This window comes from Pseudomonas danubii, from assembly GCF_042980055.1.
GTDB classification, from domain to species: Bacteria; Pseudomonadota; Gammaproteobacteria; order Pseudomonadales; family Pseudomonadaceae; genus Aquipseudomonas; species Aquipseudomonas danubii.
The window spans coordinates 1,967,999-1,990,429 of record NZ_CP116502.1 but is presented as its reverse complement, the minus strand read 5'-3'; the positions used below and the strand labels follow the sequence as shown (position 1 = coordinate 1,990,429).

The following is a 22,431-nucleotide window of genomic DNA, read 5'->3' as shown; positions in this document are numbered from 1 at the left end:
CCGGCATAGTCGCCGGGTTCTGACAACAGCACCCCGATAACAAGGAACAACCGATGGCCACCCTACTGGTGCTTCACGGCCCCAACCTGAACCTGCTCGGCACCCGTGAACCGGGGGTCTACGGTGCAACCACCCTGGCCCAGATCAACCAGGACCTGGAGCAGCGGGCCCGTGATGCCGGGCACCATCTGCAGTATCTGCAGAGCAATGCCGAGTACGAATTGATCGAACGTATCCATGCCGCCCGCGATGAAGGCGTGGACTTCATTTTGATCAATCCAGCAGCTTTTACACATACAAGCGTCGCATTACGTGACGCGCTGCTGGCAGTGAGCATCCCATTCATCGAAGTGCATTTGTCCAACGTGCACAAACGCGAACCTTTCCGCCATCACTCCTACTTCTCCGACGTTGCGGTGGGAGTGATCTGCGGCCTTGGCGCCAGCGGTTACCGACTGGCCCTGGAGGCCGCACTAGAGCAGCTTGAACAACAAGCTAAACGCCCCTGACCGACCCTTGGGAGTTGATGATTCATGGATATCCGTAAAGTTAAGAAACTGATCGAACTGCTGGAAGAGTCCGGCATCGACGAGTTGGAGATCAAGGAAGGCGAAGAGTCCGTGCGCATCAGCCGCCACAGCAAGACTCCAGCCCAGCAGTACTACGCACCGGCTCCGGTTGCCGCCCCCGTAGCTGCACCAGCCGCTGCCGCCCCGGCCGCCGCCGCTGCTCCTGCCGCCCCCGCCGCACCTGCGCTGAACGGCACCGTGGCCCGCTCGCCAATGGTCGGTACTTTCTACCGCAAGTCTTCGCCTACCTCGCCAGCCTTCGTTGAAGTCGGCCAGAGCGTGAAGAAGGGCGACACCCTGTGCATCGTCGAAGCGATGAAGATGATGAACCACATCGAAGCTGAAACCAGCGGTGTGATCGAATCCATTCTTGTCGAAGACGGCCAGCCGGTTGAGTACGACCAACCGCTGTTCACCATCGTTTGAACCGCGGAGAGTCTTTGATGTTGAAGCCTGCGAAGTTGGAAAAAGTCCTGATCGCCAACCGCGGCGAAATCGCCCTGCGGATCCTGCGTGCCTGCAAGGAAATGGGGATCAAGACCGTCGCCGTCTACTCCAAGGCCGACAAGGAGCTGATGCACCTGGGCCTGGCGGACGAATCCGTCTGCATCGGGCCTGCGCAAGCCGCGCAGTCCTACCTGCACATTCCGGCCATCATCGCGGCCGCTGAAGTCACTGGCGCTACGGCAATCCACCCTGGCTACGGCTTCCTGGCGGAAAACGCCGACTTCGCCGAACAGGTGGAAAACTCCGGCTTCGCCTTCATCGGCCCGAAAGCTGAAACCATCCGCCTGATGGGCGACAAGGTTTCCGCCAAGCACGCCATGATCGCCGCTGGTGTTCCTACGGTTCCAGGTTCCGACGGCCCACTGCCGGAAGACGAAGAAACCGCCCTGCGCATCGGCCGTGAAGTCGGCTACCCGGTGATCATCAAGGCCGCTGGCGGCGGCGGTGGTCGCGGCATGCGCGTGGTGCACAAGGAAGAAGACCTGATCGCCTCGGCGAAGCTGACCCGCTCCGAAGCCGGCGCGGCGTTTGGCAACCCGATGGTCTACCTGGAGAAGTTCCTGACCAACCCACGTCACGTGGAAGTTCAGGTGCTGTCCGACGGCCAGGGCAATGCCATCCACCTGGGCGACCGCGACTGCTCGCTGCAGCGTCGTCACCAGAAAGTCCTCGAAGAAGCGCCGGCACCGGGCATCGACGAGACTGCGCGCCAGGAAGTCTTCGCCCGCTGCGTCAAGGCGTGCATCGACATCGGCTACCGCGGTGCCGGTACGTTCGAGTTCCTTTACGAGAACGGCCGCTTCTACTTCATCGAGATGAACACTCGCGTGCAGGTAGAGCACCCGGTTTCGGAAATGGTCACTGGCATCGATATCGTCAAGGAGATGCTCAGCATCGCCGCCGGCAACAAGCTGTCGTTCACCCAGGATGACGTGGTCATTCGCGGTCACGCCCTGGAATGCCGGATCAACGCCGAAGACCCGAAAACCTTCATGCCAAGCCCAGGCACGGTCAAGCATTTCCATGCTCCGGGCGGCAACGGCGTGCGCGTCGACTCGCACCTGTACAGCGGTTACGCGGTTCCACCGAACTACGATTCGTTGATCGGCAAGCTGATCACCTACGGGGCGACCCGTGACGAAGCCATGGCGCGCATGCGCAATGCGCTGGACGAAATCGTCGTCGACGGAATCAAGACCAACATCCCGCTGCACCGCGATCTGACCCGTGACGAAGGCTTCTGCAAAGGGGGCGTGAACATTCACTACCTCGAGCACAAGCTGGCCGAGCAACACTGATCGGCACTCGCCACACCGACAAGGCCGCTTTCGAGCGGCCTTGTCGTATCTGTCATTTGCCCCTGCGCCCCCCCTGTTCAAGCGAGCTTGCCCGCCAACCGCACAACAGCCATTGCGTGCACTCCCCGATCAACGGCCAACGCGAGCAAGAACTAGGCGTCCCCCTCGCTCCTGCGGGTCGTCTCGCGTAAACTTGCGCGCTTCTCGCGGCCCGCTAGGCTGCACATCACATATTTTCAAAGGTGCCCGCCATGCCTTGGCTGCAAGTCCGTCTCGCCATCAGCCCAGAACAAGCCGAAACCTATGAAGACGCTTTTCTTGAAGTCGGTGCCGTCTCGGTCACCTTCATGGACGCCGAGGATCAGCCGATCTTCGAACCCGAACTCAATACCACGCCACTGTGGTCCCACACTCACTTGCTGGCTCTGTTCGAAGGCGGCACTGAAGCCGCCAGCGTGCTCGCTCACCTGGAACTGCTGACCGGCAGCCCGTTGCCCGAGCACCACAGCGAAGTCATCGAGGACCAGGACTGGGAACGCAGCTGGATGGACAACTTCCAGCCGATGCGTTTCGGCCAGCGCCTGTGGATCGTTCCAAGCTGGCACGCCGCACCGGAGCCTGACGCGGTCAACCTGCTGCTGGACCCGGGCCTGGCCTTCGGCACCGGCACCCACCCGACCACCGCGCTGTGCCTGGAGTGGCTGGACGGCCAGGACCTCAAGGACTGCAACGTGCTGGACTTTGGTTGCGGCTCGGGAATCCTCGCCATCGCTGCCCTGCTGCTGGGCGCCAAGCAAGCGGTCGGCACCGATATCGATGTCCAGGCACTGGAAGCCTCCCGCGACAACGCCGGGCGCAACGGTATTGCCGACGAACTGTTCCCGCTGTACCTGCCCGAGCAACTGCCACAAGTACAGGCCGATGTGCTGGTGGCCAATATCCTGGCCGGCCCGCTGGTCTCCCTGGCCCCGCAACTGTCCGGCCTGGTGAAGTCCGGAGGACGCCTGGCACTCTCCGGCATCCTCGCCGAACAAGGCGAAGAGGTGGCTGCGGCCTATGCCCAGGACTTCGATCTGGATCCGATCGCCACCCTCGATGGCTGGGTGCGCATCACCGGCCGTCGGCGCTAGAATGGCCGCCTGCATAATCCGGATGGCCGCATGACCGACAGTTTCGTCACCCAGTGCCCGCATTGCCAAACCAGGTTCCGTGTCAGCCATGCTCAGTTGAGCGTGGCCCGCGGGGTGGTTCGCTGTGGCTCCTGCCTGCAGGTGTTCAACGCCGCGCGGCAGTTGCTTGAGCAGCGCGCCGCCAAGGAAAACGCAACGTCCAGGCCGGCGGCGAAACCGGCAACCGCGCCCGCGCCCGCGCCAGCTGCGACGCCTAAACCCGAGCAGCCGCCCGCCCCCGCACCAACGCCGGCGGCGGCACCTCCCCAGCGCGCCATCAGCCAGAAACAATGGTCGGCCGCCGAGATGGACCTGGATCACCTGGACCTCGACGAGGAATTGGCCAAGCTCGAGCAACGGGAGATCCAGCCGGCCAAGGCCTTTGGCCAGGAACGCGAACACCAGGAAGACAGCCTCAGTGCCCGTCGCGACCCTCAGGGCGCCGATGAAGCCCACTGGCCCGACGGCCTGTTCGGCAGCGCCAGTGAACACGATGAGTCCGAGCCCGCCCCCCTCAAGGCCCAGGCGCATCAGGACGACATCGCCCCCGAGCCGGTCCGTCCCAGTCGCACCGAGCCTTCGCTGTCCTTCAACCTGGCGGATCTGGATGACGAGCCAAAGACGCCGAAACTGCGCCATGACGACGACCTGGAACCCTTCGAGGCCCAGGTGTCCACAGACGCCGACGAACACGACGAACCATCGCCAGCAGCCTCCCCCGGCAAGAAGCGCCGCGAACGCAGCGAGCCCGGAGTCAAGGAGGATGTACTGCTGGACCTGGTGGACGATCCGATCCACCTCGATTGGCAGAAACGCCGCTCCCCCTGGGGCCGGCGCCTGCTCTGGCTGCTGCTGATCCTGCTGGCCGCCGGCGGCCTGGTCGGACAATACGTCGCGTATCACTTCGACGAGCTCGCACGCCAGGACCAGTACCGGCCGTGGTTCCAGGAGTTGTGCCCGGAGCTCGGCTGTACGGTGCCATCCCGGGTGGATATCGCCCGAATCAAGAGCAGCAACCTGGTGGTGCGCAGCCACCCGGAATTCAGCGGGGCGCTGGTGGTGGACGCCATCATCTATAACCGCGCGCCCTTCTCCCAACCCTTCCCTCTGCTGGAGCTGCGCTTCGCCGACCTCAACGGCCACCTGATTGCCAGCCGCAGTTTCAAACCCGGGGAGTACCTGGGCGGCGAGATGCAGGATGTGGCGGAAATGCCACCGCAGACGCCGATTCACATCGCCCTGGATATTCTCGACCCAGGACCGAAAGCGGTGAACTACAGTCTGAGTTTCCACTCGCCCGAGTGAATCGGCTGATCAGACTAACGGACAACTCTGGATTGACGACAGATTTATGACTGCATCGCTCAGATTGATCACCGGGCGATAACGGAAGAACTGTTCAGATTTTATCCAATTCAGCCTTTATCCGGTCATCGAGAGCGGGTATCATGCCAACCCTTTTTCGAACTCTCATGATCCGGCCCCACAACAGGGAAGTCCTATGTCGGCGGTACGCATCGGCCCATATACATTGCACAACGGCTTGATTCTCGCCCCGATGGCGGGGGTCACCGACCAGCCCTTTCGTCAGCTTTGCAAGCAGTTGGGCGCGGGCCTTGTAGTCTCGGAAATGGTCACCAGCGACATGAGCTTGTGGAACAGCCGCAAATCGCGGTTGCGCATGATCCACGAAGGCGATCCCGAGCCACGCTCGGTACAGATTGCCGGTGGCGATGCACAGATGCTGGCAGACGCCGCCCGCGCCAACGTCGAGTTGGGCGCACAGATTATTGATATCAACATGGGTTGTCCGGCGAAGAAGGTCTGCAACAAGGCTGCCGGTTCCGCGTTGCTGAAAGACGAAGCCCTGGTCAACGAGATTCTCCAGGCGGTGGTGGCCGCAGTGGATGTACCGGTCACCCTGAAGATCCGCACCGGCTGGGACCGGCAGAACAAGAACGGCCTGACGGTGGCGAAGATCGCCGAGCAGGCGGGCATCACGGCACTGGCGGTCCACGGTCGGACCCGGGCAGACCTGTACACCGGTGAAGCCGAGTACGACACCATTGCCGCGATCAAGCAGGCGGTGTCGATTCCGGTCTTTGCCAACGGCGATATCGACTCGCCCGAGAAGGCCCGGCAGGTATTGCACGCCACCGGGGCCGACGGGTTGTTGATCGGCCGGGCCGCCCAGGGGCGGCCATGGATTTTTCGTGAAATCGAGCACTTCCTGCGTACCGGTGAAACCCTCCCGGCACCGGAGCTGTTCGAGGTGGAACGTATTCTGCTAGAGCACCTGGCCGCGCTGCATGCCTTCTATGGGGAGGTCATGGGCGTCCGCATTGCGCGCAAGCATGTGGGCTGGTATCTCGCAACCCTGCCGGGCGCCAGGGAGTTTCGCGCCCACTTCAATCGTTTGGAAGATACGGAAGCACAATGCGCCAACGTTCGTGAGTTCTTTGCCGGACGTTACAAGAGCCTGGAAACAGGGGACGGAGAGGGGGTGGCCGCATGACGATGATGACCGAGACTTTAGTGAGTGGAACTGCACCCGTGAGCGACAACGTGAATTTGAAACAGCACCTCAATACCCCCAGCGAAGAAGGCCAGACCCTTCGCGGGAGTGTCGAGAAGGCGCTGCACAATTATTTCGCCCACCTTGAGGGCGCTGCCGTCACGGACGTGTACAACCTGGTGCTCTCCGAAGTCGAGGCTCCGTTGCTCGAAAGCGTGATGAACTACGTCAAGGGCAACCAGACCAAGGCCAGCGAACTCCTGGGTCTGAACCGCGGCACCCTGCGCAAGAAACTCAAGCAGTACGATTTGTTGTAAGCATTCAATCAAACCAGAAAGGCGCCCGCGTAAAAAACGGTCGCCTTTTTTGCTGACTCCTTTGCTTTTGATGGAAATTGAGATGACCGACCAGACTACCCGCCTGCCGATCCGCCGCGCCTTGATCAGTGTTTCCGACAAGACCGGGATCCTCGAATTCGCCAAGGAGCTGGAAGCCCTCGGTGTGGAGATCCTCTCCACCGGCGGGACCTTCAAACTGCTGCAGGACAACGGCGTGGCCGCAGTGGAAGTCGCGGATTACACCGGTTTCGCGGAAATGATGGACGGCCGGGTCAAGACCCTGCACCCGAAAATCCACGGCGGTATCCTCGGTCGTCGCGGTATCGACGACGCCATCATGAACGAGCACGGGATCAAGCCCATCGATCTGGTGGCGGTCAACCTCTACCCCTTCGAAGCCACCATTTCCAAGCCCGGCTGCGACCTGCCGACCGCCATCGAGAACATCGACATCGGCGGCCCGACCATGGTCCGCTCGGCGGCCAAGAACCATAAGGACGTGGCCATCGTGGTCAATGCCAGCGACTACGCCGGCGTCCTGGAAAGCCTCAAGGCCGGCGGCCTGACCTACGCTCAGCGTTTCGACCTGATGCTCAAGGCCTTCGAACACACCGCCGCCTACGACGGCATGATCGCCAACTACATGGGCACCGTGAACCAGGCCGCCGAGACCCTCTCGACATCCGGCCGCAGCGAATTCCCGCGGACCTTCAACAGCCAGTTCATCAAGGCCCAGGAAATGCGCTACGGCGAGAACCCGCACCAGAGCGCGGCGTTCTACGTGGAAGCCAAGCCTGCCGAAGTCGGCATCGCCACCGCCACCCAGCTGCAAGGCAAGGAGCTGTCCTACAACAACGTAGCCGACACCGACGCCGCCCTGGAATGCGTGAAGAGCTTCGTCAAGCCGGCCTGCGTCATCGTCAAGCACGCCAACCCGTGCGGCGTGGCGGTAAGCCCGGACGCTGAAGGCGGCATCCGCCAGGCCTACGAACTGGCCTACGCCACCGACACCGAATCGGCCTTCGGCGGCATCATCGCCTTCAACCGCGAACTGGATGCCGAAACCGCCAAGGCCATCGTCGAGCGTCAGTTCGTCGAAGTGATCATCGCCCCGAGCGTCAGCGAAGAAGCCCGCGCCATCGTCGCCGCCAAAGCCAACGTGCGCCTGCTGGCCTGTGGCCAGTGGTCGGCAGACCGTGTACCGGCCTGGGACTACAAGCGCGTCAACGGTGGCCTGCTGGTGCAGAGCCGTGATATCGGCATGATCAGCGCCGATGACCTGAAAGTGGTGACCAAACGCGCCCCGACCGAGCAAGAGATCCACGACCTGATCTTCGCTTGGAAAGTCGCCAAATACGTCAAATCCAACGCCATCGTCTACGCCAAGAACCGCCAGACCATCGGTGTCGGCGCCGGCCAGATGAGCCGCGTGAACTCGGCGCGGATCGCTGCGATCAAAGCCGAACACGCCGGCCTGCAAGTGCAGGGCGCAGTGATGGCTTCCGACGCCTTCTTCCCGTTCCGTGACGGCATCGACAACGCGGCCAAGGTCGGCATCACGGCGGTGATCCAGCCAGGCGGCTCGATGCGTGACAACGAAGTGATTGCCGCAGCTGACGAGGCTGGCATTGCGATGGTGTTCACCGGCATGCGCCACTTCCGTCACTGATACGACAACGGTCGCACTGGCACCGGCATCTGCTGCGTTGGAGCCCACCCCGATGATGCTCATTGCCAACAGGCAACTGCGCTCATCGAGGTGGGCTCCGCCTTGCATCTACCTCTGTCATTGCAACCTCCTGAGGCGTGCAGCGCTTCAGGTTCCAAAACAGAATTAGCGTCATCCGAGGTTTTTGAAATGAATGTACTGATCATTGGTAGCGGCGGTCGCGAACACGCCCTGGCCTGGAAAGTCGCTCAGGACCCACGGGTCGAAAAAGTATTCGTCGCCCCCGGCAACGCCGGTACCGCCATCGAAGCCAAGTGCGAGAACGTCGCCATCGACGTCCTGGCCCTGGAGCAGTTGGCGGATTTCGCTGAGAAGAACGTCTCCCTGACCATCGTCGGTCCGGAAGTACCGTTGGTGGCCGGCGTGGTGGATCTGTTCCGCTCCCGTGGCCTGGACTGCTTCGGTCCGACCGCCGGCGCCGCGCAGCTGGAAGGTTCGAAAGCCTTCACCAAGGACTTCCTGGCACGCCACAAGATCCCGACGGCCGACTACCAGAACTTCACCGAGATCGAGCCGGCCCTGGCCTACCTGCGGGAAAAAGGCGCGCCGATCGTGATCAAGGCCGACGGCCTGGCCGCCGGTAAAGGCGTGATCGTCGCCATGACCCTGGCCGAAGCCGAGGAAGCCGTGCGTGACATGCTGGCCGGCAATGCCTTCGGTGATGCCGGTTCCCGCGTGGTCATCGAGGAGTTCCTCGACGGCGAGGAAGCCAGCTTCATCGTCATGGTCGACGGCAAGAACGTGCTGCCCATGGCCACCAGCCAGGACCACAAACGCGTCGGCGACGGCGACACTGGCCCCAATACCGGTGGCATGGGCGCTTACTCGCCAGCACCGGTGGTCACTTCAGAAGTGCACCAGCGGGTGATGGATCTGGTGATCTGGCCCACCGTTCGCGGCATGGCCGAGGAAGGCAACGTCTACACCGGCTTCCTCTATGCCGGTCTGATGATCGACAAAGCCGGCAACCCGAAAGTCATCGAGTTCAACTGCCGCTTCGGCGACCCGGAAACCCAACCGGTGATGCTGCGCCTGCAATCGAGCCTGGTGCTGCTGGTGGAAGCCGCCCTGGCCCAGGCTCTGGACAAGGTCGAAGCCCAGTGGGACCCACGCCCGAGCCTGGGCATCGTCCTCGCCGCCGGCGGCTATCCTGGCGACTATGCCAAGGGCGCGGCCATCACTGGCCTGGACGCCGCCGCTGCACTGGAAGGCAAAGTGTTCCACGCCGGCACCGCACTCAAGGACGGTCAGGTCGTGACCTCCGGCGGCCGGGTGCTCTGCGCCACCGCCATGGGTGACAGCGTCGATGCCGCCCAGCAACAAGCCTACCGCCTGGCGGCCAAGATCGACTGGCAGGGCTGCTTCTACCGCAACGACATCGGCTACCGTGCCATTGCTCGTGAGCGCGGCCAGGAGTAAAGCTGCCAGCGCCCCCCGGCAAGGGCCTCGCGCCCTTGCCGTGCGGTGATCACGCCGCGCATAGTTATAATCAGGCATCAACCAATGAAGGGATTTCGCCGTGCGCTGGCTCAGGACCGCCCTAGGCTTCACCGTCACATTGCTGACCTTGCTCTGCTTGAATCCGGCCCTGGCCGCTCAAGGCAGTGGCTGGGCGGTTTTGCTCGACGAACAGGCCGACCTGCAGCTCAGTGATATCCGCTCCCCGCGCTACACCAACCAATTCAGCCCCATCGAACTGGACAAGCTGACCGCAGCCGAACCCGACGGCGCCCTGTGGTTGCGCTTCAAGCTCCAACCGGGAACCCACGAGCAGATCCTGCGGATCTTCGCCCCCGACCTGTCCCACCTGAATCTCTACGTGCTCGACGGCGACAAGCTGATCGAACAAGTGAACACCGGCGCCAGCCAGTCGCAAGCCCAAAAGCCTTTGCCCAGCAGCGACTTCATGCTGCCACTGCCGCAAAGTGCCAAGCCGCTGGACGTCTATCTGCGCCTGGTGTCCGAACATGAACTGCGTCCCTACATCACCCTGCAATCGGCTGTGATGGGCGCCGCCGACCAGAGCCAGACGCTGATCTACGGCCTGTTGTTCGGCTGCCTGGCGATGCTGATCCTGCACAACCTCACCCGCTTCGCCTACACCCGTTCACGCAGCAGCCTGTGGCTGGCAGCCTGTGAAGGCCTGCTGACCCTCAGCCTGTTGATGCTGCTGAACCTGCTCGGTCCCTGGCTACCGGACTGGCAAGCGTTGCAGACACCGGGCGCCTACGTGGCCCTGCTGCTGACCGCGCCCTGCGGGATGATGTTCGCCTACCGCTTCTTCGCTCCACTGGGCCCGCACCCGCTGAACCGCTTGCTGCTGGGCAATATTCTGCTGATCGGCCTGTTCGGTCTGTTGCTGCTGTTCGTCAACACCCTGCCGCTGAACATCATCACCTACGGCCTGGTGGCCCTGGCCGGCCTGAGCATGCTGTTCGTTGGCGCCTACCACTGGCACCAGGGCTATCGTCCGGCCCGGCTGTTCGTCACCGCCATGGTGATTTTCAACCTCGGCACCCTGGTGATTCTCCCGGCGCTGCTGGGCCTGACCCTGGTAGCGCCGCAAGGGTTGATCGTCACCCTGCTGAGCGTGGTGTGCATCGCCGGGTTGCTGATGAGCATTGCCTTGGGCGAACGCCAGCGCAACATCACCGAGAACCGCTTCAGTGTCAGCCGCGACCTGGCCGCCAGCACCGCCGAGATCAATGCCAAGGCCGAGTTCCTGGCCAAGATCAGCCACGAGATCCGTACGCCGATGAACGGTGTGCTGGGCATGACCGAGTTACTGCTGGGCACCCCGCTGTCGGTCAAGCAGCGTGATTATGTGCAGACCATTCACAGTGCCGGCAACGAGCTGCTGACCCTGATCAACGAGATCCTCGACATCTCCAAGCTGGAGTCCGGGCAGATCGAACTGGACGACGTGCAGTTCGACCTCAACGCCCTGATCGAGGATTGCCTGAGTATCTTCCGGGCCAAGGCCGAACAGCAGAACGTCGAGCTGATCAGTTTCATCCAGCCCCAGGTGCCGCGGGTCATCAGCGGCGACCCGACGCGCCTGCGCCAGGCCCTGCTGAGCCTGTTGGAAAACGCCCTGAAGAAGACCGACGAAGGCGAAGTGCTGATCGTCGTCGCCCTCGACGAGCGCAGCAGCAAACCGCGCCTGCGCATTGCCGTACAAGACAGCGGCCAGCCCATGGATACCGAGGAGCGCGAAGCGCTGCTGCACACCGAACTGCACAGCAAGAACTTCCTCGCCACCACCCGCCTGGGGGGCAACCTGGGGCTGGTGATCGCCCGCCAGTTGATCCTGCTGATGCACGGCGAATTCGGCATCAAGAGCGGCACCAACCAGGGCAGCACCCTGTGGCTGACCCTGCCCCTGGACGCCGAGCGCCTGGAACATCCCACCGCCGACCTCGACGGCCCCTTGCAGGGCGCGCGGGTGCTGGTGGTGGACGATAACGACACCTGCCGCAAGGTGCTGGTGCAGCAATGCAGCGCCTGGGGCCTGAACGTCAGCGCCGTGCCTTCGGGCAAGGAAGCCCTGGCCCTGCTGCGGACCAAGGCGCACCTGCGGGACTACTTCGACGTGGTGCTGCTGGACCAGAACATGCCCGGCATGACCGGCATGCAGCTGGCGGCGAAGATCAAGGAAGACCCGAGCCTGAACCACGACATCCTGCTGATCATGCTCACCGGCATCAGCAACGCGCCAAGCAAGGTGATTGCGCGCAATGCCGGGATCAAGCGCATCCTCGCCAAGCCGGTGGCCGGCTACACCCTCAAGACCACTCTGGCCGACGAGCTCAGCCAACGCGACAAGGCCCCCGCCGCGCCCTACAACATGCCCCTGAACCCGGCACCGGGTCCGGCGCCGATCACCGTTCCCAGCGACTTCAGCATCCTGGTGGCCGAAGACAACAGCATCTCCACCAAGGTCATCCGCGGCATGCTGGGCAAGCTCAATCTGCAGCCCGACACCGCCAGCAACGGCGAAGAGGCCTTGCAGGCAATGAAGGCCAAGCGCTACGACCTGGTGCTCATGGACTGCGAAATGCCGGTGCTCGACGGTTTCTCCGCCACCCAGCAGTTGCGGGCCTGGGAAGTCGGCAACCAGCGGGTGCGCACCCCGGTGGTGGCGCTGACCGCGCACATCCTCGCCGAGCACAAGGAGCGCGCGCGCCAGGCCGGCATGGACGGGCACATGGCCAAGCCGGTGGAGTTGTCGCAACTGCGCGAGCTGGTGGAACACTGGGTCACCCAGCGCGACCTGCGCGAGCGCAGCACCGCGCACACCAGTTGAGCCGACAGCCTGCGCGGCGCCTGTTAAACTCTGGCTCGCCCTCCCTAGTCGTGAGCTCCCGCCATGCTCCACGTGCTGTTCAGCGTTTACCTGAAGATGCTGGTGCTCTATAGCCCGTTCTTCGTCCTCTCATGCTTCATCAGCCTGACCCGCGGCTACTCCTCCAAGGAGCGCCGACGCCTGGCCTGGAAAGTCGCCCTGGCCACCCTGGTTTCCAGCGTCTTGCTGTACCTGTTCGGGCGGGTGATCTTCAGCGTGTTCGGCATCACCGTGGACGCCTTCCGCATCGGTGCCGGCAGCGTGCTGTTCATCTCGGCCCTGGGCATGGCCCAGGGCAAGTCGGCTGTACAGACCGACAACGTGCAACAGGACGTGACCATCGTGCCGCTGACCATTCCCCTGACCGTAGGCCCGGGCACCATCGGCGCCCTGCTGGTGATGGGGGTCAGCCAGCCCCACTGGGACGACAAGCTCACCGCCATTCTCAGCATCGCCCTGGCCAGCCTCACCGTGGGCGTGGTGCTGTACCTGTCCAACCGCATCGAGCGCATCCTTGGCGACCAAGGCTTGCAGATCGTCAGCCGGCTGATGGGACTGTTCGTCTGTGCCCTGGCGGCGCAGATCATCTTTACCGGGGTAAGGGGTTACCTGGTCCCTTAGGTTCGCCAGGTCTCGAACCTGTAGGAAACCTTCCCAGCAGGAGCAGGAACCGCACCATGCCCTACAGCGCCGACACGGCCTTTATCCAGGAACAATGGCAGGCCGGGTACTTCCCCCGGGAAAACACCCTGGTCCTCAACAGCGGGTTCTACTGCCTGTTCGACCTGCCCTACGAACATCCCCGGCTGAGCAACAAAGTCTGGATGCCGGCCCTGGACTTCCCAGGCAGGGATGAACCTGATTTCGTCACCACCCTGGGGTTTGCCACCGAAGGCCCGCAGCCCTTTCATGCCCAGTGCGGTGAGACCGCCGGGCACGGCGGCGACGGCTTCCTGGCCTTGCTGGAAAAGGACACGGATGCACTGATCTGGCTGCTTGTCCTCAGCGAAACCAATCCCTTCTGCCGAGTCGAGATCCACGACCAGCAGATCCATGCCGAGTCGACCTCCGGCGTCACCGTGCGGGTCCCTGTCGAGCGCCCCGATCAGTTGACCCTGGTCTGGCCATGAACCGCCCGCCCACACCGAGCCCAATGAAAAAACTGAGCGCCACCGCCGCCATCGACCTCCTGAGCACACACAGGCTGCCCGGCCTCGACCTCGCCGCTCGGGCTTCCCTGCTCCTGGACTGGTGGGGGATCGACAGCGACAACCTTGAATTCGCGACACTGCCACCCGACCTGCAGCAACAGCTCATCTCGCAACCGGAGCCCCCGGACGATGCGCAAGACCCGCGCTACGACGCCCTGCTGCTGGTCGCCCTGCGCGCCGAGTATCGTGGCGTGACCCAGCTGTACCTGAGGCGCTGCCTGCGTGAAGCCGGGCTGGGCGACTACGCCGTCAGCGCGGACATCGAGTACCTTGAGGCCTGTCCCTGCTGCGGTTATCGAACCCTCACGGCGCGGGGCGACTACCAGATCTGCGACCTCTGCCATTGGGAGGACGACGGCAGCCAGGCGCTGGATGTGCTGAGCGGACCCAACCACAAAACCCTGGGCCAGGCCCGGGAACACTTTGCCCAGCAGCAGGGCCGCCTGCCCTTGGATAAGTGGCCACACATCAGCAAGGAGCACCCATGATTCCCCCGCAGTTGATCGCCCTGATCGAAGCCCAGCCCCGCTTCCGCACGCGCCCCGACACCGCCGAGGTCACCCGAGCGCTGGCAACATTGGGGATTGCCCTGGACAGCGAGTTCGCGCAGATCTACCTGACCTGTCACCCCGCCGACTTCTTAGACCGAGTGAGCTACGGAGCGCTGATGAACATCGACGGGCCCAGTGATGAAATCCTGATGAGCACCGAGTTCATTCATGAAGTCTGGGAGTTGCCCAAGAACTTCATCGCCTTCACCTCACTGCAAGGTCAAGGCGGCTACTTGCTGGACAAGGACAGCGGTGGCGTCTGGGATTTCGACCTGGGCGACAGGGAAGCTTTTATCGCCGGCCGCATTCCCGCCAGATGGGCCAGCTTCTTCGAATTCATCACCTGGCTGCTGACCGCCACGGACAAGGACAAGGATGAGGATGAGGATGAGGACCCTACGCGCTAGAAGCCGCTGCCGGCGATGGCGATCTTACGAGCGCCTTCGCCGGCAAGCCGGCTCCTACAAGGGTTTATTGCCGTACCAGCGCGGCGTGTAGACCCACTCGCCCCCCTCGGCCCGGGGGAAGACGCAGGTGGTGGAAGAGCCCACCAGCACCATGGTGCGCATGTCCACCTGCTCCGGGGTCAGCTCGCCCAGGGTGATCACCCGCAAGGTCTGGCCCGGACGGCCAATGTCGCGCCCCAGCACCACCGGGGTTTGCGGCGTGCGGTGCTGGCGCACGATCTCCAGGGCCCGGCCCAGTTGCCAGGGTCGGGAACGGGAGATCGGGTTGTAGAAGGCCAGGGCCAGATCGGCCTGGGAGGCGAGATCGAGGCGCTTCTCGATGATGTCCCAGGGCTTGAGGTTGTCGGACAGCGACAGCACGCAGAAGTCATGACCCAGCGGCGCGCCGGCCTGGGCGGCGGTGGCCAGTGAGGCGGAGACGCCCGGGAGGATCTCCAGGTCGACACGATGCCAGGCCGGATCGCTGGATTCGTGCAGGGCTTCCAGGACCGCCGCGGCCATGGCAAACACCCCCGGATCACCGGACGACACCACCACCACCGAACGGCCCTGGGCCGCCAGTTCGAAGGCGTGCCGGGCGCGCTGCATTTCTTCGCGGTTGTCAGTGCAGTGCATCACCTGATCGGCGCGGAACGGGCCGGCCATGCGCACGTAGGTTTCATAACCGAGGATGTCGTTGGCCCGGGCCAGTTCGGCTTTCACCGCCGGCACCATGAGTTCGGCAGCACCAGGACCGAGGCCGATGACTGCCAGGCGTCCGCGGGGACGACCGATCCGCTCAGGGTCCAGGGGCTGGCTGGCCACGGCGATGGCGATGTCGTCCCCCACCTTCAGCGGCGGCAGCAATTGCGGCACGGCTTGCTGTGCCAGTTCGACGACACTGCCGGCGGCCGGCAGGAAACGCAGCGGCACACCCAGTTGCGCAGCCGCCTGATGCAGGGCGCGGTCAGCCATGTCACTGTCGGCCGCCAGCAGGCAGGCGACGGACTGCACGGCGATGCGCGCCTGATGCAGGGCCTGACGGATATGGGTAGCGAGGCTGGTATCGCTTTCGCCAGCAAGCTGGCCGCTACGGCAAGCGACCAGGACGCTGCGGGGGTAGATCAGCAGCTCATTGGCCGCCGGCTCGCGCTCGGCAGAGCCGACCCGGATGGTCAGGCGGGCCTGATCGTTCTCGGGCAGCTTGGCCGCGGCCAGCCAGGGCGCGGCGCCTTCGATGCGCACGCTTTCGCCCCCCAGCAGGTCGGAAACGAAACGCTTGCCCAGCTCCAGGTCGCCCAGGGCATAACCGCTGGGCGGGTTGAGCAGGCAGGTGCCGAAGCGCAGTTCGCCACTGGTGGTAATGGCCGCAGCCACGCCAAGGCCCGCGGCGATTTCCCGGGCCATGACGTTGACGCCGCCCAGCCCCCCCAGCAGCGGCACCACGGCGCTGCCGTCTTCGGCCACTGCCAGCACCGGCGGTTCGGCGCCTTTTTCCAGCAGCAGCGGGGCCAGGGTGCGGATCACGATCCCGGCCGCGCACAGGGCGATGATGGGCGTGTCCTGTTGATACAGCTGGCGCAGGGTGGCGCCGAATTCGTGGTAGATCCGATCAGCGCCTTCGACCCGTTCCGCCAGACCGTGGATCAACGAATCGGGATACAGCCGCTGGATCTGCCGTGCGGTGTCGAGACTGCCTTGGCCAAGGATGACGATGGCCGGAATTGAACGGGCCATCAGCCTTGCCACCTTTCGCCGGGCACGATGATCAGCGAGAAGTACGGCGAGGACATCGGCTCCACGTCATCCAGCGGCACGATCTTCTGGTTGGCCATGGTGGCGCGCTCGACGTACAGCGCACGCTGCGCCAGCCCCAGCTCTTCCAGGACCTGGCGCACCTTGGGGAAATTGCGCCCCAGCTTCATCACCACCGCCGCGTCGGCGTCCGCCAGACGCCGCTTGAGCTCGTCATGGGGCAGCACGCCCGAAAGCACCGACAGGCTCTGGTTGCGATACACCAGCGGCGCGCCCAGTACCGACGCGCCGCCCAGCATCGAGCACACCCCGGGCACCACTTCGGCCTGGTAACGCTCGGCCAGACGATCGTGCAGGTACATGTAGGAACCGTAGAAGAACGGGTCGCCTTCGCAGATCACCGCCACATCCCGACCGGCATCCAGATGCAGCGCCAGCTCCTGGCTGGCGCTGTCGTAGAAATCGCTGATCACTTGCTCGTAGGACAGCGGCGCCGGCAGCACTTCGGTGGTCACCGGGTACACCAGCGGCAGCAGGGTCTGGGCCTGTTGCAGGTGCCCTTCGATGATGCCGAAGGCGTTGCCTTTCTTGCCCTTGGCCACGAAGTAGGCCACCACCGGCGACTCGCGCAGCAGGCGCAGGGCCTTCAGGGTAATCAGCTCCGGATCACCAGGACCCACGCCAAGGCCGATCAAACGTCCAGGTTGCTGCATCATTCGATCTCCGTGGCCAAGGCGTTGACAGCGGCGGCGGCCATGGCGCTACCGCCCAGGCGACCCTGCATGATCACAAAGGGCACGCCGCGGCTGTCGGCGGCGAGCATCGCCTTGGATTCGGCGGCGCCGACGAAGCCCACCGGGAAGCCGAGGATCAGCGCCGGTTTCGGCGCGCCGGCGTCGAGCATTTCCAGGAGGTAGAACAGGGCGGTGGGCGCATTGCCGATCACCACCACGCTGCCTTCCAGGTGCGGACGCCAGAGCTCCAGAGCCGCCGCCGAGCGAGTGTTGCCCAGCTCTCGGGCCAACTCCGGGACGCTGTCATCACGCAGGGTGCAGATCACTTTGTTGTTGGCCGGCAAGCGTGCCCGGGTAATGCCTTCAGAGACCATCCGTGCATCGCAGAGGATCGGTGCCCCGGCGGCCAGGGCATCACGCCCGGCCTTGCCGGCGCCCGCGGAGAATTGCAGGCCATCGATGGCCTCGACCATGCCGCAGGCGTGGATCACCCGTACCGCGAGTTTTTCCAGGTCGGCGGGAATGCGATCCAGCTTGGCTTCTTCGCGGATGATCGCGAAGGAGTTGCGATAGATCTCCTGACCGTCGCGGATGTAATCAATCATCTAGGTGGCTCCGTGGGCGGGCATCAAGCAGTGCCTCTGCCGCTTCAATAGAAAGGTTGCGTGCGTGCAGTGCGCCGAAACCCGGCTGCGCTGCATCGCGTAGATACAAGTCGTAACGCCCTGGGGCCGTCGCCAGCAGGGTGGCCGGCGCCACATGGGCGGCGGCGCAGGAACGGGAGCAGGCCGACAAATGCACCGCCTGCTGACGGCCATGGCCCTGGAGCAGGGCTGCCAACTTCAGCGCATCGCCCTTGGTGTCGGCCAGGGCTTTGCCGCAGCCACTGGAGCCGGTACAGGCAATCAGGTGGGCCAGGGATTGTTCAGGGCTGCACAACAGGCCCAATTGGCCCAGACGTGCCGTGACCCCGGGAGCATCCGCCGGGGCAATGCCGGGCAGCAGCAGGCTCTGCCAGGGTGTGAAGCGCAGGCTGGCGTCGCCGTACTGTTCGGCCAGTTGCGCAGCGCCCTTGAGCATGAAGGGATCAAGGCGCCCCAGGGGCGCAACCGCACCGACATAGACCTGTCCGCGTTCACGCTGTGGATAAGTTCCCAGGTGCAGCCCTGGGACCGAGGCCGGACGCTGCCAGCCGTCGATACTCAACAAGGGCCGGCTCAGGCGCAGGTTCAGTTGGGCAAGAAAATCCGCCACCGGCACCTGCGCCAACAGGTGGCGCATCCGCGTCTGCTCGGGCGTGGCCAGCTCGAGAAACAGCTCCAGCACCGCCACCAGCAGTTCATGGCCCAGTTCCTGGGGCACTGCCGCCAAGGGTTTATCCACAGGGCTGCCCGCCAAGCCAAAGGCCAACAGCAACTGCCCCTCCCGCACCAAGGCGGCCAGCCACAGATCGTGATGATGTTCGAGCATGGCCAGGGCTTCGCCGCCATCGAGCTGCACGGCGAACTTGGCCGACAGTTCATGGAAGCGCGAGTGGCTCTGCAAGGTCTCGAGGATCTGCCCGGCCAGGGGCCGGGTGTCCATCAGCAATTGCCGGTCGATGCCGGCGCCGGGGCTGAGCATCAGGTTGCGCACATCGTCGCCGGCGGCTGTGGTCGGTCCCAGGCCGGCCGCCAGCAGTTTGTCGATCAATGCCTGGTGCTCGGCGCCGATCCCGCGAATCTGCAGGTTGGCGCGGTTGGTGGCCTCGATCACACCGCCGGCATAAGCCTGCGCCGCCTCGGCCACCGCCGCTGCCTGAGCTGCACTGATGACGCCGCCCGCCAGCTTGATCCGGCAGATGCCGCCGTCCAGCGCCGGGACAATGCGCAGCAACCCCGGGCAGGCCGAGGGGCGGATGGCGGTGGACATAGGACGTTCGTTCAAAGGGGCGACCGGCAGTGTGGGAAAAGCGCTTCGTCAACGAAGGCGCGGTATTATGCCTGCTTTGTCCGAAGGCATGAAAAGCCTGCCGGTCGGAACCTTAGGTTTGAGGAATATAGATGTCGCCCTGGCTGACAGTAGTGGGAATCGGTGAAGACGGCTTCAAGGGCCTGGGCAGGAACGCCCGCCATGCCCTGCTGGGCGCTTCGCGGATCGTCGGCGGCCAGCGCCAGCTGGATCTGCTGCCGGCGTGCATCCGTGGCGAACGCCAGTTGTGGCCCAGTCCGTTCTCGCTGGAGCCGGTGCTGAGCCAACGCGGCACGCCCGTCTGCGTGCTGGCCAGCGGCGATCCAATGCTGTTCGGCGTAGGGGCCAGCCTGGCCCGGCAACTGCCGGCCGATGAGCTGCAGGTACTGCCCTTTCCTTCCTCCTATTCCCTGGCCGCCGCCCGCCTGGGCTGGGCCCTGCAAGAGGTGGTCACGCTGTCGGTGGTGGCACGCCCGATTGCCGCGCTCAACGCCCAACTGTTCAGCGGCGTGCGCCTGCTGGTGCTGAGCAATGACCGCCACAGCCCGGCGGCCATCGCCGGACTGCTGCGCGAGCGCGGCTTCGGCCCGAGCCGGATCACGGTACTGGAGCACTTGGGCGGGCCCTTGGAGCGACGCCTGGACAGCACTGCCAATCAATGGAGCGATCCATCGATCGCCGACCTCAACCTGCTGGCCATCGAATGCCGGGCGGCGGCCGATACGCCGCAACTGTCCCGTCTGGCTGGCCTGCCGGACTCGGCCTTCCGCCATGACGGCCAGTTGACCAAGCGGGACGTGCGCGCCATCACCCTGGCCCGCCTGGCCCCGGTGCCCGGTGAACTGCTCTGGGATGTGGGGGCCGGCAGCGGTTCCATCGGTATTGAATGGATGCGGGCCCACCCCAGTTGCCGGGCCCTGGCCATCGAAGCCGATGACGGCCGCCAGCAGTTGATCGAACACAACCGCGACGTGCTCGGGGTGCCCGGGCTGCAACTGATTCGCGGCAGCGCGCCCCAGGCCCTGGCCGGACTGGAGCGTCCGGATGCGGTGTTCATCGGTGGTGGGGTGACCCGCGAAGGCGTGTTGCAGACTTGCTGGGAGCAGCTCAAGCCCGGTGGGCGCCTGGTGGCCAACGCGGTGACCCTGCAAAGTGAAATGACCCTGATGCACTGGCGCGACCAGTACGGCGGTGAACTGACCCGCATCCATATCGCCCAGGCCCAGCCCCTGGGGGAGTTCGACACCTGGCGCCAGGCCCTGCCGATCACCCTGCTGGAGCTGCACAAGCCCCGGGACCTGCCATGAACCTTGCAGGAGCGGGCTTGCCCGCAAAAGCGTCCAGCAAAGAGACCGCAGCGCGCCCTTCGCGAGCAAGCTCGCTCCTAAGGGGGCAAGGGCATGCGTGAGGAAACAGCGGAACAACCCGCGCCCCTGCGCAGCGGCCTGACCACCGGCAGCTGCGCCACGGCCACCAGCCTGGCCGCCGCTCGCCTGCTTTTGGGGGGCGTCAATGCGGACGCGGTGGATATCGTCCTGCCCAAGGGTAAACAGGTACAGATGCGCCTGGAGTTCTGTCGCCGCACCCACGACGGCGCCGAGGCCGGAACCCTCAAGGATGCCGGCGACGACCCGGACGTGACCCACGGCGCCCTGCTCTACTCCCAGGTGCGCCTGACTCCCGAGCCGGGAATCCGCTTTATCGCCGGCCAAGGCGTGGGCACCGTGACCCGCCCCGGGCTGGTGCTGGCAGTGGGTGAGCCGGCGATCAATCCCGTGCCGCGCCGGATGATCAGCGAACACCTGCAACGGCTCGCCGAGGAACAGGCCTACCCCGGCGGGTTCGAAGTCACGGTGAACGTCGAGGGCGGAGCGGAACTGGCCCTGAAAACCATGAACCCCCGCCTGGGGATTCTCGGCGGGCTGTCGATCCTGGGCACCAGCGGCATTGTCCGGCCCTTCTCCTGCGCGGCCTATATCGCCTCGATCCACCAGGGCATCGATGTGGCCAAGACCAATGGCTACCTGCACATCGCCGCCTGCACCGGCAACGCCAGCGAAGACACCATGCGCCGGGTCTACGAACTGCCGGAAATCGCCCTGATCGAAATGGGCGACTTCGTCGGCGCAGTGCTCAAGCACCTGCGCAAAGTGCCTGTGGATAAACTCAGCCTGTGCGGCGGCTTCGGCAAGATCAGCAAACTGGCCGCCGGACACATGGACCTGCACAGCCGCCATTCCAGCATCGACCTGCCACAACTGGCGCGCTGGGCCGCCGCGGTGGGTGCCGACCCGGCGCTGCAACAGGCCATCCGCGAGGCCAATACCAGCCAGCAGGCCCTGGCCATGGCCAGCGCCGCGGGGATCGCCCTCGGCGACGCGGTGTGCCAGCACGCCCTGGACTTCGCCCGCAGCGTGGTGCCGGCCCAGGTTCAGGTGGAAGTCTTCGCCATCGATCGCCAGGGCGGCATCGTTGGCCACGCCGGAGTCTTGTCATGACCCGTATTCTGCTGCTGGGCGGGGTCACCGAAGCCCTGGCCATCGCCCGCACCCTGGGCCCAACACATATCTACAGCCTGGCCGGAGTCGGACGGGTGCCCACCGACCTGAACTGCCAGGTACGGGTCGGCGGCTATGGCGGTGCCGAGGGCCTGGCCCGCTTTATCCGCCAAGAGCGCATCGGCCTGCTGCTGGATGCCACCCACCCTTACGCGGCGCAGATCAGCGCCAATGCACAGGCCGCCGCGCAACTGGCCGGGGTTGCCTGCTGGGCCTTACGACGTCCGGCCTGGCAACCGCAGCCCGGGGATGACTGGCGCGAAATAACCGACTGGCCGCACTTGGTGCAGGCCTTGAAACCCTTCAAGCGGCCCTTGTTCACCCTGGGTCGCGAACCCTTGCAGCATCTGGATGAGATTCCTGCCGGCCAGTTCTGGACCCTGCGCGCCCTAGACGCCTGCCCGGGCAACCCGCGCTGTGAAGTGATCGGGGCCCGCGGGCCGTTCCTGATCGAGGACGAACGAGCGCTGTTCGAGCGTCGGCAGATCGATGTGCTGATCAGCAAGAACAGTGGCAGCAGCGCCACCGAACCCAAGCTGGAAGTGGCCCGCGAGCGGGGCATACCGGTGCTGGTGCTCAAGCGTCCCGAGCTGCCCGAGGTCGACCGCCACTTTGCCAGCGTGGCCGAGGTGTTGAGTGCCCTGGGGCAGCTGTCTCACGCCTGACAGACAAAGGCGCCAAGCCCCACAGACTCTTGGGATTCCCCTGGCAGCAATCGATAAGACAGTGCTTTAGCCTCCTTGGAACGATTCAGTG

Annotated in this window: 21 protein-coding genes; 17 read left to right on the top strand and 4 right to left on the bottom strand. The window is 64.5% G+C overall.

The window, feature by feature from the left end; translation table 11 throughout:
• Nucleotides 1-53 precede the first annotated feature (53 nt).
• From aroQ to PFZ56_RS09160, 14 genes are all read left to right on the top strand, one after another.
• On the top strand, nucleotides 54-509 hold the full coding sequence (gene aroQ, locus PFZ56_RS09225) for a type II 3-dehydroquinate dehydratase (RefSeq protein ID WP_025130565.1): 456 nt from the start codon (nucleotides 54-56) through the stop codon (nucleotides 507-509).
• Between the two features lie 24 nt (nucleotides 510-533).
• Entirely contained in the window at nucleotides 534-995 is a 462-nt protein-coding gene (gene accB / locus PFZ56_RS09220; RefSeq protein ID WP_015633997.1) for an acetyl-CoA carboxylase biotin carboxyl carrier protein, read from the top strand.
• Nucleotides 996-1,012: 17 nt separating this feature from the next.
• Nucleotides 1,013-2,374, top strand: a complete 1,362-nt coding sequence (gene accC, locus PFZ56_RS09215) for an acetyl-CoA carboxylase biotin carboxylase subunit (RefSeq protein ID WP_015633996.1) — start codon at nucleotides 1,013-1,015, stop codon at nucleotides 2,372-2,374.
• A gap of 251 nt (nucleotides 2,375-2,625) precedes the next feature.
• The gene (prmA, locus tag PFZ56_RS09210; RefSeq protein ID WP_102862993.1) at nucleotides 2,626-3,504 is read left to right on the top strand and encodes a 50S ribosomal protein L11 methyltransferase; all 879 of its coding nucleotides are present in this window, start codon (nucleotides 2,626-2,628) and stop codon (nucleotides 3,502-3,504) included.
• Between the two features lie 30 nt (nucleotides 3,505-3,534).
• Complete coding sequence (locus PFZ56_RS09205; RefSeq protein ID WP_102881948.1) at nucleotides 3,535-4,848, top strand: DUF3426 domain-containing protein; 1,314 nt, start codon at nucleotides 3,535-3,537, stop codon at nucleotides 4,846-4,848.
• Nucleotides 4,849-5,044: 196 nt separating this feature from the next.
• Entirely contained in the window at nucleotides 5,045-6,058 is a 1,014-nt protein-coding gene (gene dusB, locus PFZ56_RS09200) for a tRNA dihydrouridine synthase DusB (protein WP_016968220.1), read from the top strand.
• A complete protein-coding gene (gene fis / locus PFZ56_RS09195) occupies nucleotides 6,055-6,375 on the top strand; it encodes a DNA-binding transcriptional regulator Fis (protein WP_007921650.1) in 321 nt (106 codons plus the stop codon). Before dusB ends, fis begins: the two co-directional genes overlap by 4 nt.
• An 82-nt stretch (nucleotides 6,376-6,457) precedes the next feature.
• A complete protein-coding gene (gene purH, locus PFZ56_RS09190) occupies nucleotides 6,458-8,065 on the top strand; it encodes a bifunctional phosphoribosylaminoimidazolecarboxamide formyltransferase/IMP cyclohydrolase (protein ID WP_102862991.1) in 1,608 nt (535 codons plus the stop codon).
• A gap of 189 nt (nucleotides 8,066-8,254) precedes the next feature.
• Nucleotides 8,255-9,544: a phosphoribosylamine--glycine ligase gene (gene purD / locus PFZ56_RS09185; RefSeq protein WP_102862990.1), complete on the top strand. Its 1,290-nt coding sequence runs from the start codon at nucleotides 8,255-8,257 to the stop codon at nucleotides 9,542-9,544.
• A 100-nt stretch (nucleotides 9,545-9,644) separates the two neighbouring features.
• A complete protein-coding gene (locus PFZ56_RS09180; protein ID WP_110650877.1) occupies nucleotides 9,645-12,431 on the top strand; it encodes a hybrid sensor histidine kinase/response regulator in 2,787 nt (928 codons plus the stop codon).
• A gap of 63 nt (nucleotides 12,432-12,494) precedes the next feature.
• Nucleotides 12,495-13,091, top strand: a complete 597-nt coding sequence (locus tag PFZ56_RS09175; protein WP_003171467.1) for a MarC family protein — start codon at nucleotides 12,495-12,497, stop codon at nucleotides 13,089-13,091.
• 56 nt (nucleotides 13,092-13,147) lie between these two features.
• The gene (locus tag PFZ56_RS09170; protein ID WP_170001556.1) at nucleotides 13,148-13,600 is read left to right on the top strand and encodes a hypothetical protein; all 453 of its coding nucleotides are present in this window, start codon (nucleotides 13,148-13,150) and stop codon (nucleotides 13,598-13,600) included.
• Between the two features lie 23 nt (nucleotides 13,601-13,623).
• On the top strand, nucleotides 13,624-14,169 hold the full coding sequence (locus PFZ56_RS09165; protein WP_170001557.1) for a CPCC family cysteine-rich protein: 546 nt from the start codon (nucleotides 13,624-13,626) through the stop codon (nucleotides 14,167-14,169).
• The gene (locus PFZ56_RS09160) at nucleotides 14,166-14,639 is read left to right on the top strand and encodes an SMI1/KNR4 family protein (protein WP_170001558.1); all 474 of its coding nucleotides are present in this window, start codon (nucleotides 14,166-14,168) and stop codon (nucleotides 14,637-14,639) included. Before PFZ56_RS09165 ends, PFZ56_RS09160 begins: the two co-directional genes overlap by 4 nt.
• A gap of 54 nt (nucleotides 14,640-14,693) precedes the next feature.
• Here PFZ56_RS09160 and cobJ read toward each other — a convergent pair whose 3' ends face one another.
• Genes cobJ through cobG form a run of 4 tightly spaced genes read right to left on the bottom strand, consistent with a single transcriptional unit; the run spans nucleotide 14,694 to nucleotide 19,078 of the window.
• Nucleotides 14,694-16,415, bottom strand: coding sequence for a precorrin-3B C(17)-methyltransferase (gene cobJ, locus PFZ56_RS09155; protein WP_170001559.1), 1,722 nt, complete (start codon nucleotides 16,413-16,415; stop codon nucleotides 14,694-14,696).
• Entirely contained in the window at nucleotides 16,415-17,146 is a 732-nt protein-coding gene (locus PFZ56_RS09150; RefSeq protein ID WP_102862984.1) for a precorrin-2 C(20)-methyltransferase, read from the bottom strand. Before PFZ56_RS09150 ends, cobJ begins: the two co-directional genes overlap by 1 nt.
• Nucleotides 17,146-17,772, bottom strand: a complete 627-nt coding sequence (locus PFZ56_RS09145) for a precorrin-8X methylmutase (protein ID WP_102862983.1) — start codon at nucleotides 17,770-17,772, stop codon at nucleotides 17,146-17,148. The genes PFZ56_RS09150 and PFZ56_RS09145 overlap by 1 nt, the downstream gene beginning before the upstream one ends.
• Complete coding sequence (cobG, locus tag PFZ56_RS09140) at nucleotides 17,765-19,078, bottom strand: precorrin-3B synthase (RefSeq protein WP_170001560.1); 1,314 nt, start codon at nucleotides 19,076-19,078, stop codon at nucleotides 17,765-17,767. The genes PFZ56_RS09145 and cobG overlap by 8 nt, the downstream gene beginning before the upstream one ends.
• 131 nt (nucleotides 19,079-19,209) lie before the next feature.
• Between cobG and cbiE the strand changes: the two genes are divergently transcribed.
• From cbiE to PFZ56_RS09125, 3 genes are all read left to right on the top strand, one after another.
• The gene (gene cbiE / locus PFZ56_RS09135; RefSeq protein WP_102881955.1) at nucleotides 19,210-20,424 is read left to right on the top strand and encodes a precorrin-6y C5,15-methyltransferase (decarboxylating) subunit CbiE; all 1,215 of its coding nucleotides are present in this window, start codon (nucleotides 19,210-19,212) and stop codon (nucleotides 20,422-20,424) included.
• Between the two features lie 93 nt (nucleotides 20,425-20,517).
• Complete coding sequence (locus PFZ56_RS09130; protein WP_102862980.1) at nucleotides 20,518-21,615, top strand: cobalt-precorrin-5B (C(1))-methyltransferase; 1,098 nt, start codon at nucleotides 20,518-20,520, stop codon at nucleotides 21,613-21,615.
• On the top strand, nucleotides 21,612-22,340 hold the full coding sequence (locus PFZ56_RS09125) for a cobalt-precorrin-6A reductase (RefSeq protein ID WP_170001561.1): 729 nt from the start codon (nucleotides 21,612-21,614) through the stop codon (nucleotides 22,338-22,340). The genes PFZ56_RS09130 and PFZ56_RS09125 overlap by 4 nt, the downstream gene beginning before the upstream one ends.
• Nucleotides 22,341-22,431: the final 91 nt, after the last annotated feature.

Coding starts and splice junctions, on each gene's coding strand:
- aroQ (WP_025130565.1), top strand. CDS start 54: ATGGCCACCCTACTGGTGCTTCACGGCCCCAACCTGAACCTGCTCGGC.
- accB (WP_015633997.1), top strand. CDS start 534: ATGGATATCCGTAAAGTTAAGAAACTGATCGAACTGCTGGAAGAGTCC.
- accC (WP_015633996.1), top strand. CDS start 1,013: ATGTTGAAGCCTGCGAAGTTGGAAAAAGTCCTGATCGCCAACCGCGGC.
- prmA (WP_102862993.1), top strand. CDS start 2,626: ATGCCTTGGCTGCAAGTCCGTCTCGCCATCAGCCCAGAACAAGCCGAA.
- PFZ56_RS09205 (WP_102881948.1), top strand. CDS start 3,535: ATGACCGACAGTTTCGTCACCCAGTGCCCGCATTGCCAAACCAGGTTC.
- dusB (WP_016968220.1), top strand. CDS start 5,045: ATGTCGGCGGTACGCATCGGCCCATATACATTGCACAACGGCTTGATT.
- fis (WP_007921650.1), top strand. CDS start 6,055: ATGACGATGATGACCGAGACTTTAGTGAGTGGAACTGCACCCGTGAGC.
- purH (WP_102862991.1), top strand. CDS start 6,458: ATGACCGACCAGACTACCCGCCTGCCGATCCGCCGCGCCTTGATCAGT.
- purD (WP_102862990.1), top strand. CDS start 8,255: ATGAATGTACTGATCATTGGTAGCGGCGGTCGCGAACACGCCCTGGCC.
- PFZ56_RS09175 (WP_003171467.1), top strand. CDS start 12,495: ATGCTCCACGTGCTGTTCAGCGTTTACCTGAAGATGCTGGTGCTCTAT.
- PFZ56_RS09170 (WP_170001556.1), top strand. CDS start 13,148: ATGCCCTACAGCGCCGACACGGCCTTTATCCAGGAACAATGGCAGGCC.
- PFZ56_RS09165 (WP_170001557.1), top strand. CDS start 13,624: ATGAAAAAACTGAGCGCCACCGCCGCCATCGACCTCCTGAGCACACAC.
- PFZ56_RS09160 (WP_170001558.1), top strand. CDS start 14,166: ATGATTCCCCCGCAGTTGATCGCCCTGATCGAAGCCCAGCCCCGCTTC.
- cobJ (WP_170001559.1), bottom strand. CDS start 16,415: ATGGCCCGTTCAATTCCGGCCATCGTCATCCTTGGCCAAGGCAGTCTC.
- PFZ56_RS09150 (WP_102862984.1), bottom strand. CDS start 17,146: ATGCAGCAACCTGGACGTTTGATCGGCCTTGGCGTGGGTCCTGGTGAT.
- PFZ56_RS09145 (WP_102862983.1), bottom strand. CDS start 17,772: ATGATTGATTACATCCGCGACGGTCAGGAGATCTATCGCAACTCCTTC.
- cobG (WP_170001560.1), bottom strand. CDS start 19,078: ATGTCCACCGCCATCCGCCCCTCGGCCTGCCCGGGGTTGCTGCGCATT.
- cbiE (WP_102881955.1), top strand. CDS start 19,210: ATGTCGCCCTGGCTGACAGTAGTGGGAATCGGTGAAGACGGCTTCAAG.
- PFZ56_RS09130 (WP_102862980.1), top strand. CDS start 20,518: ATGCGTGAGGAAACAGCGGAACAACCCGCGCCCCTGCGCAGCGGCCTG.
- PFZ56_RS09125 (WP_170001561.1), top strand. CDS start 21,612: ATGACCCGTATTCTGCTGCTGGGCGGGGTCACCGAAGCCCTGGCCATC.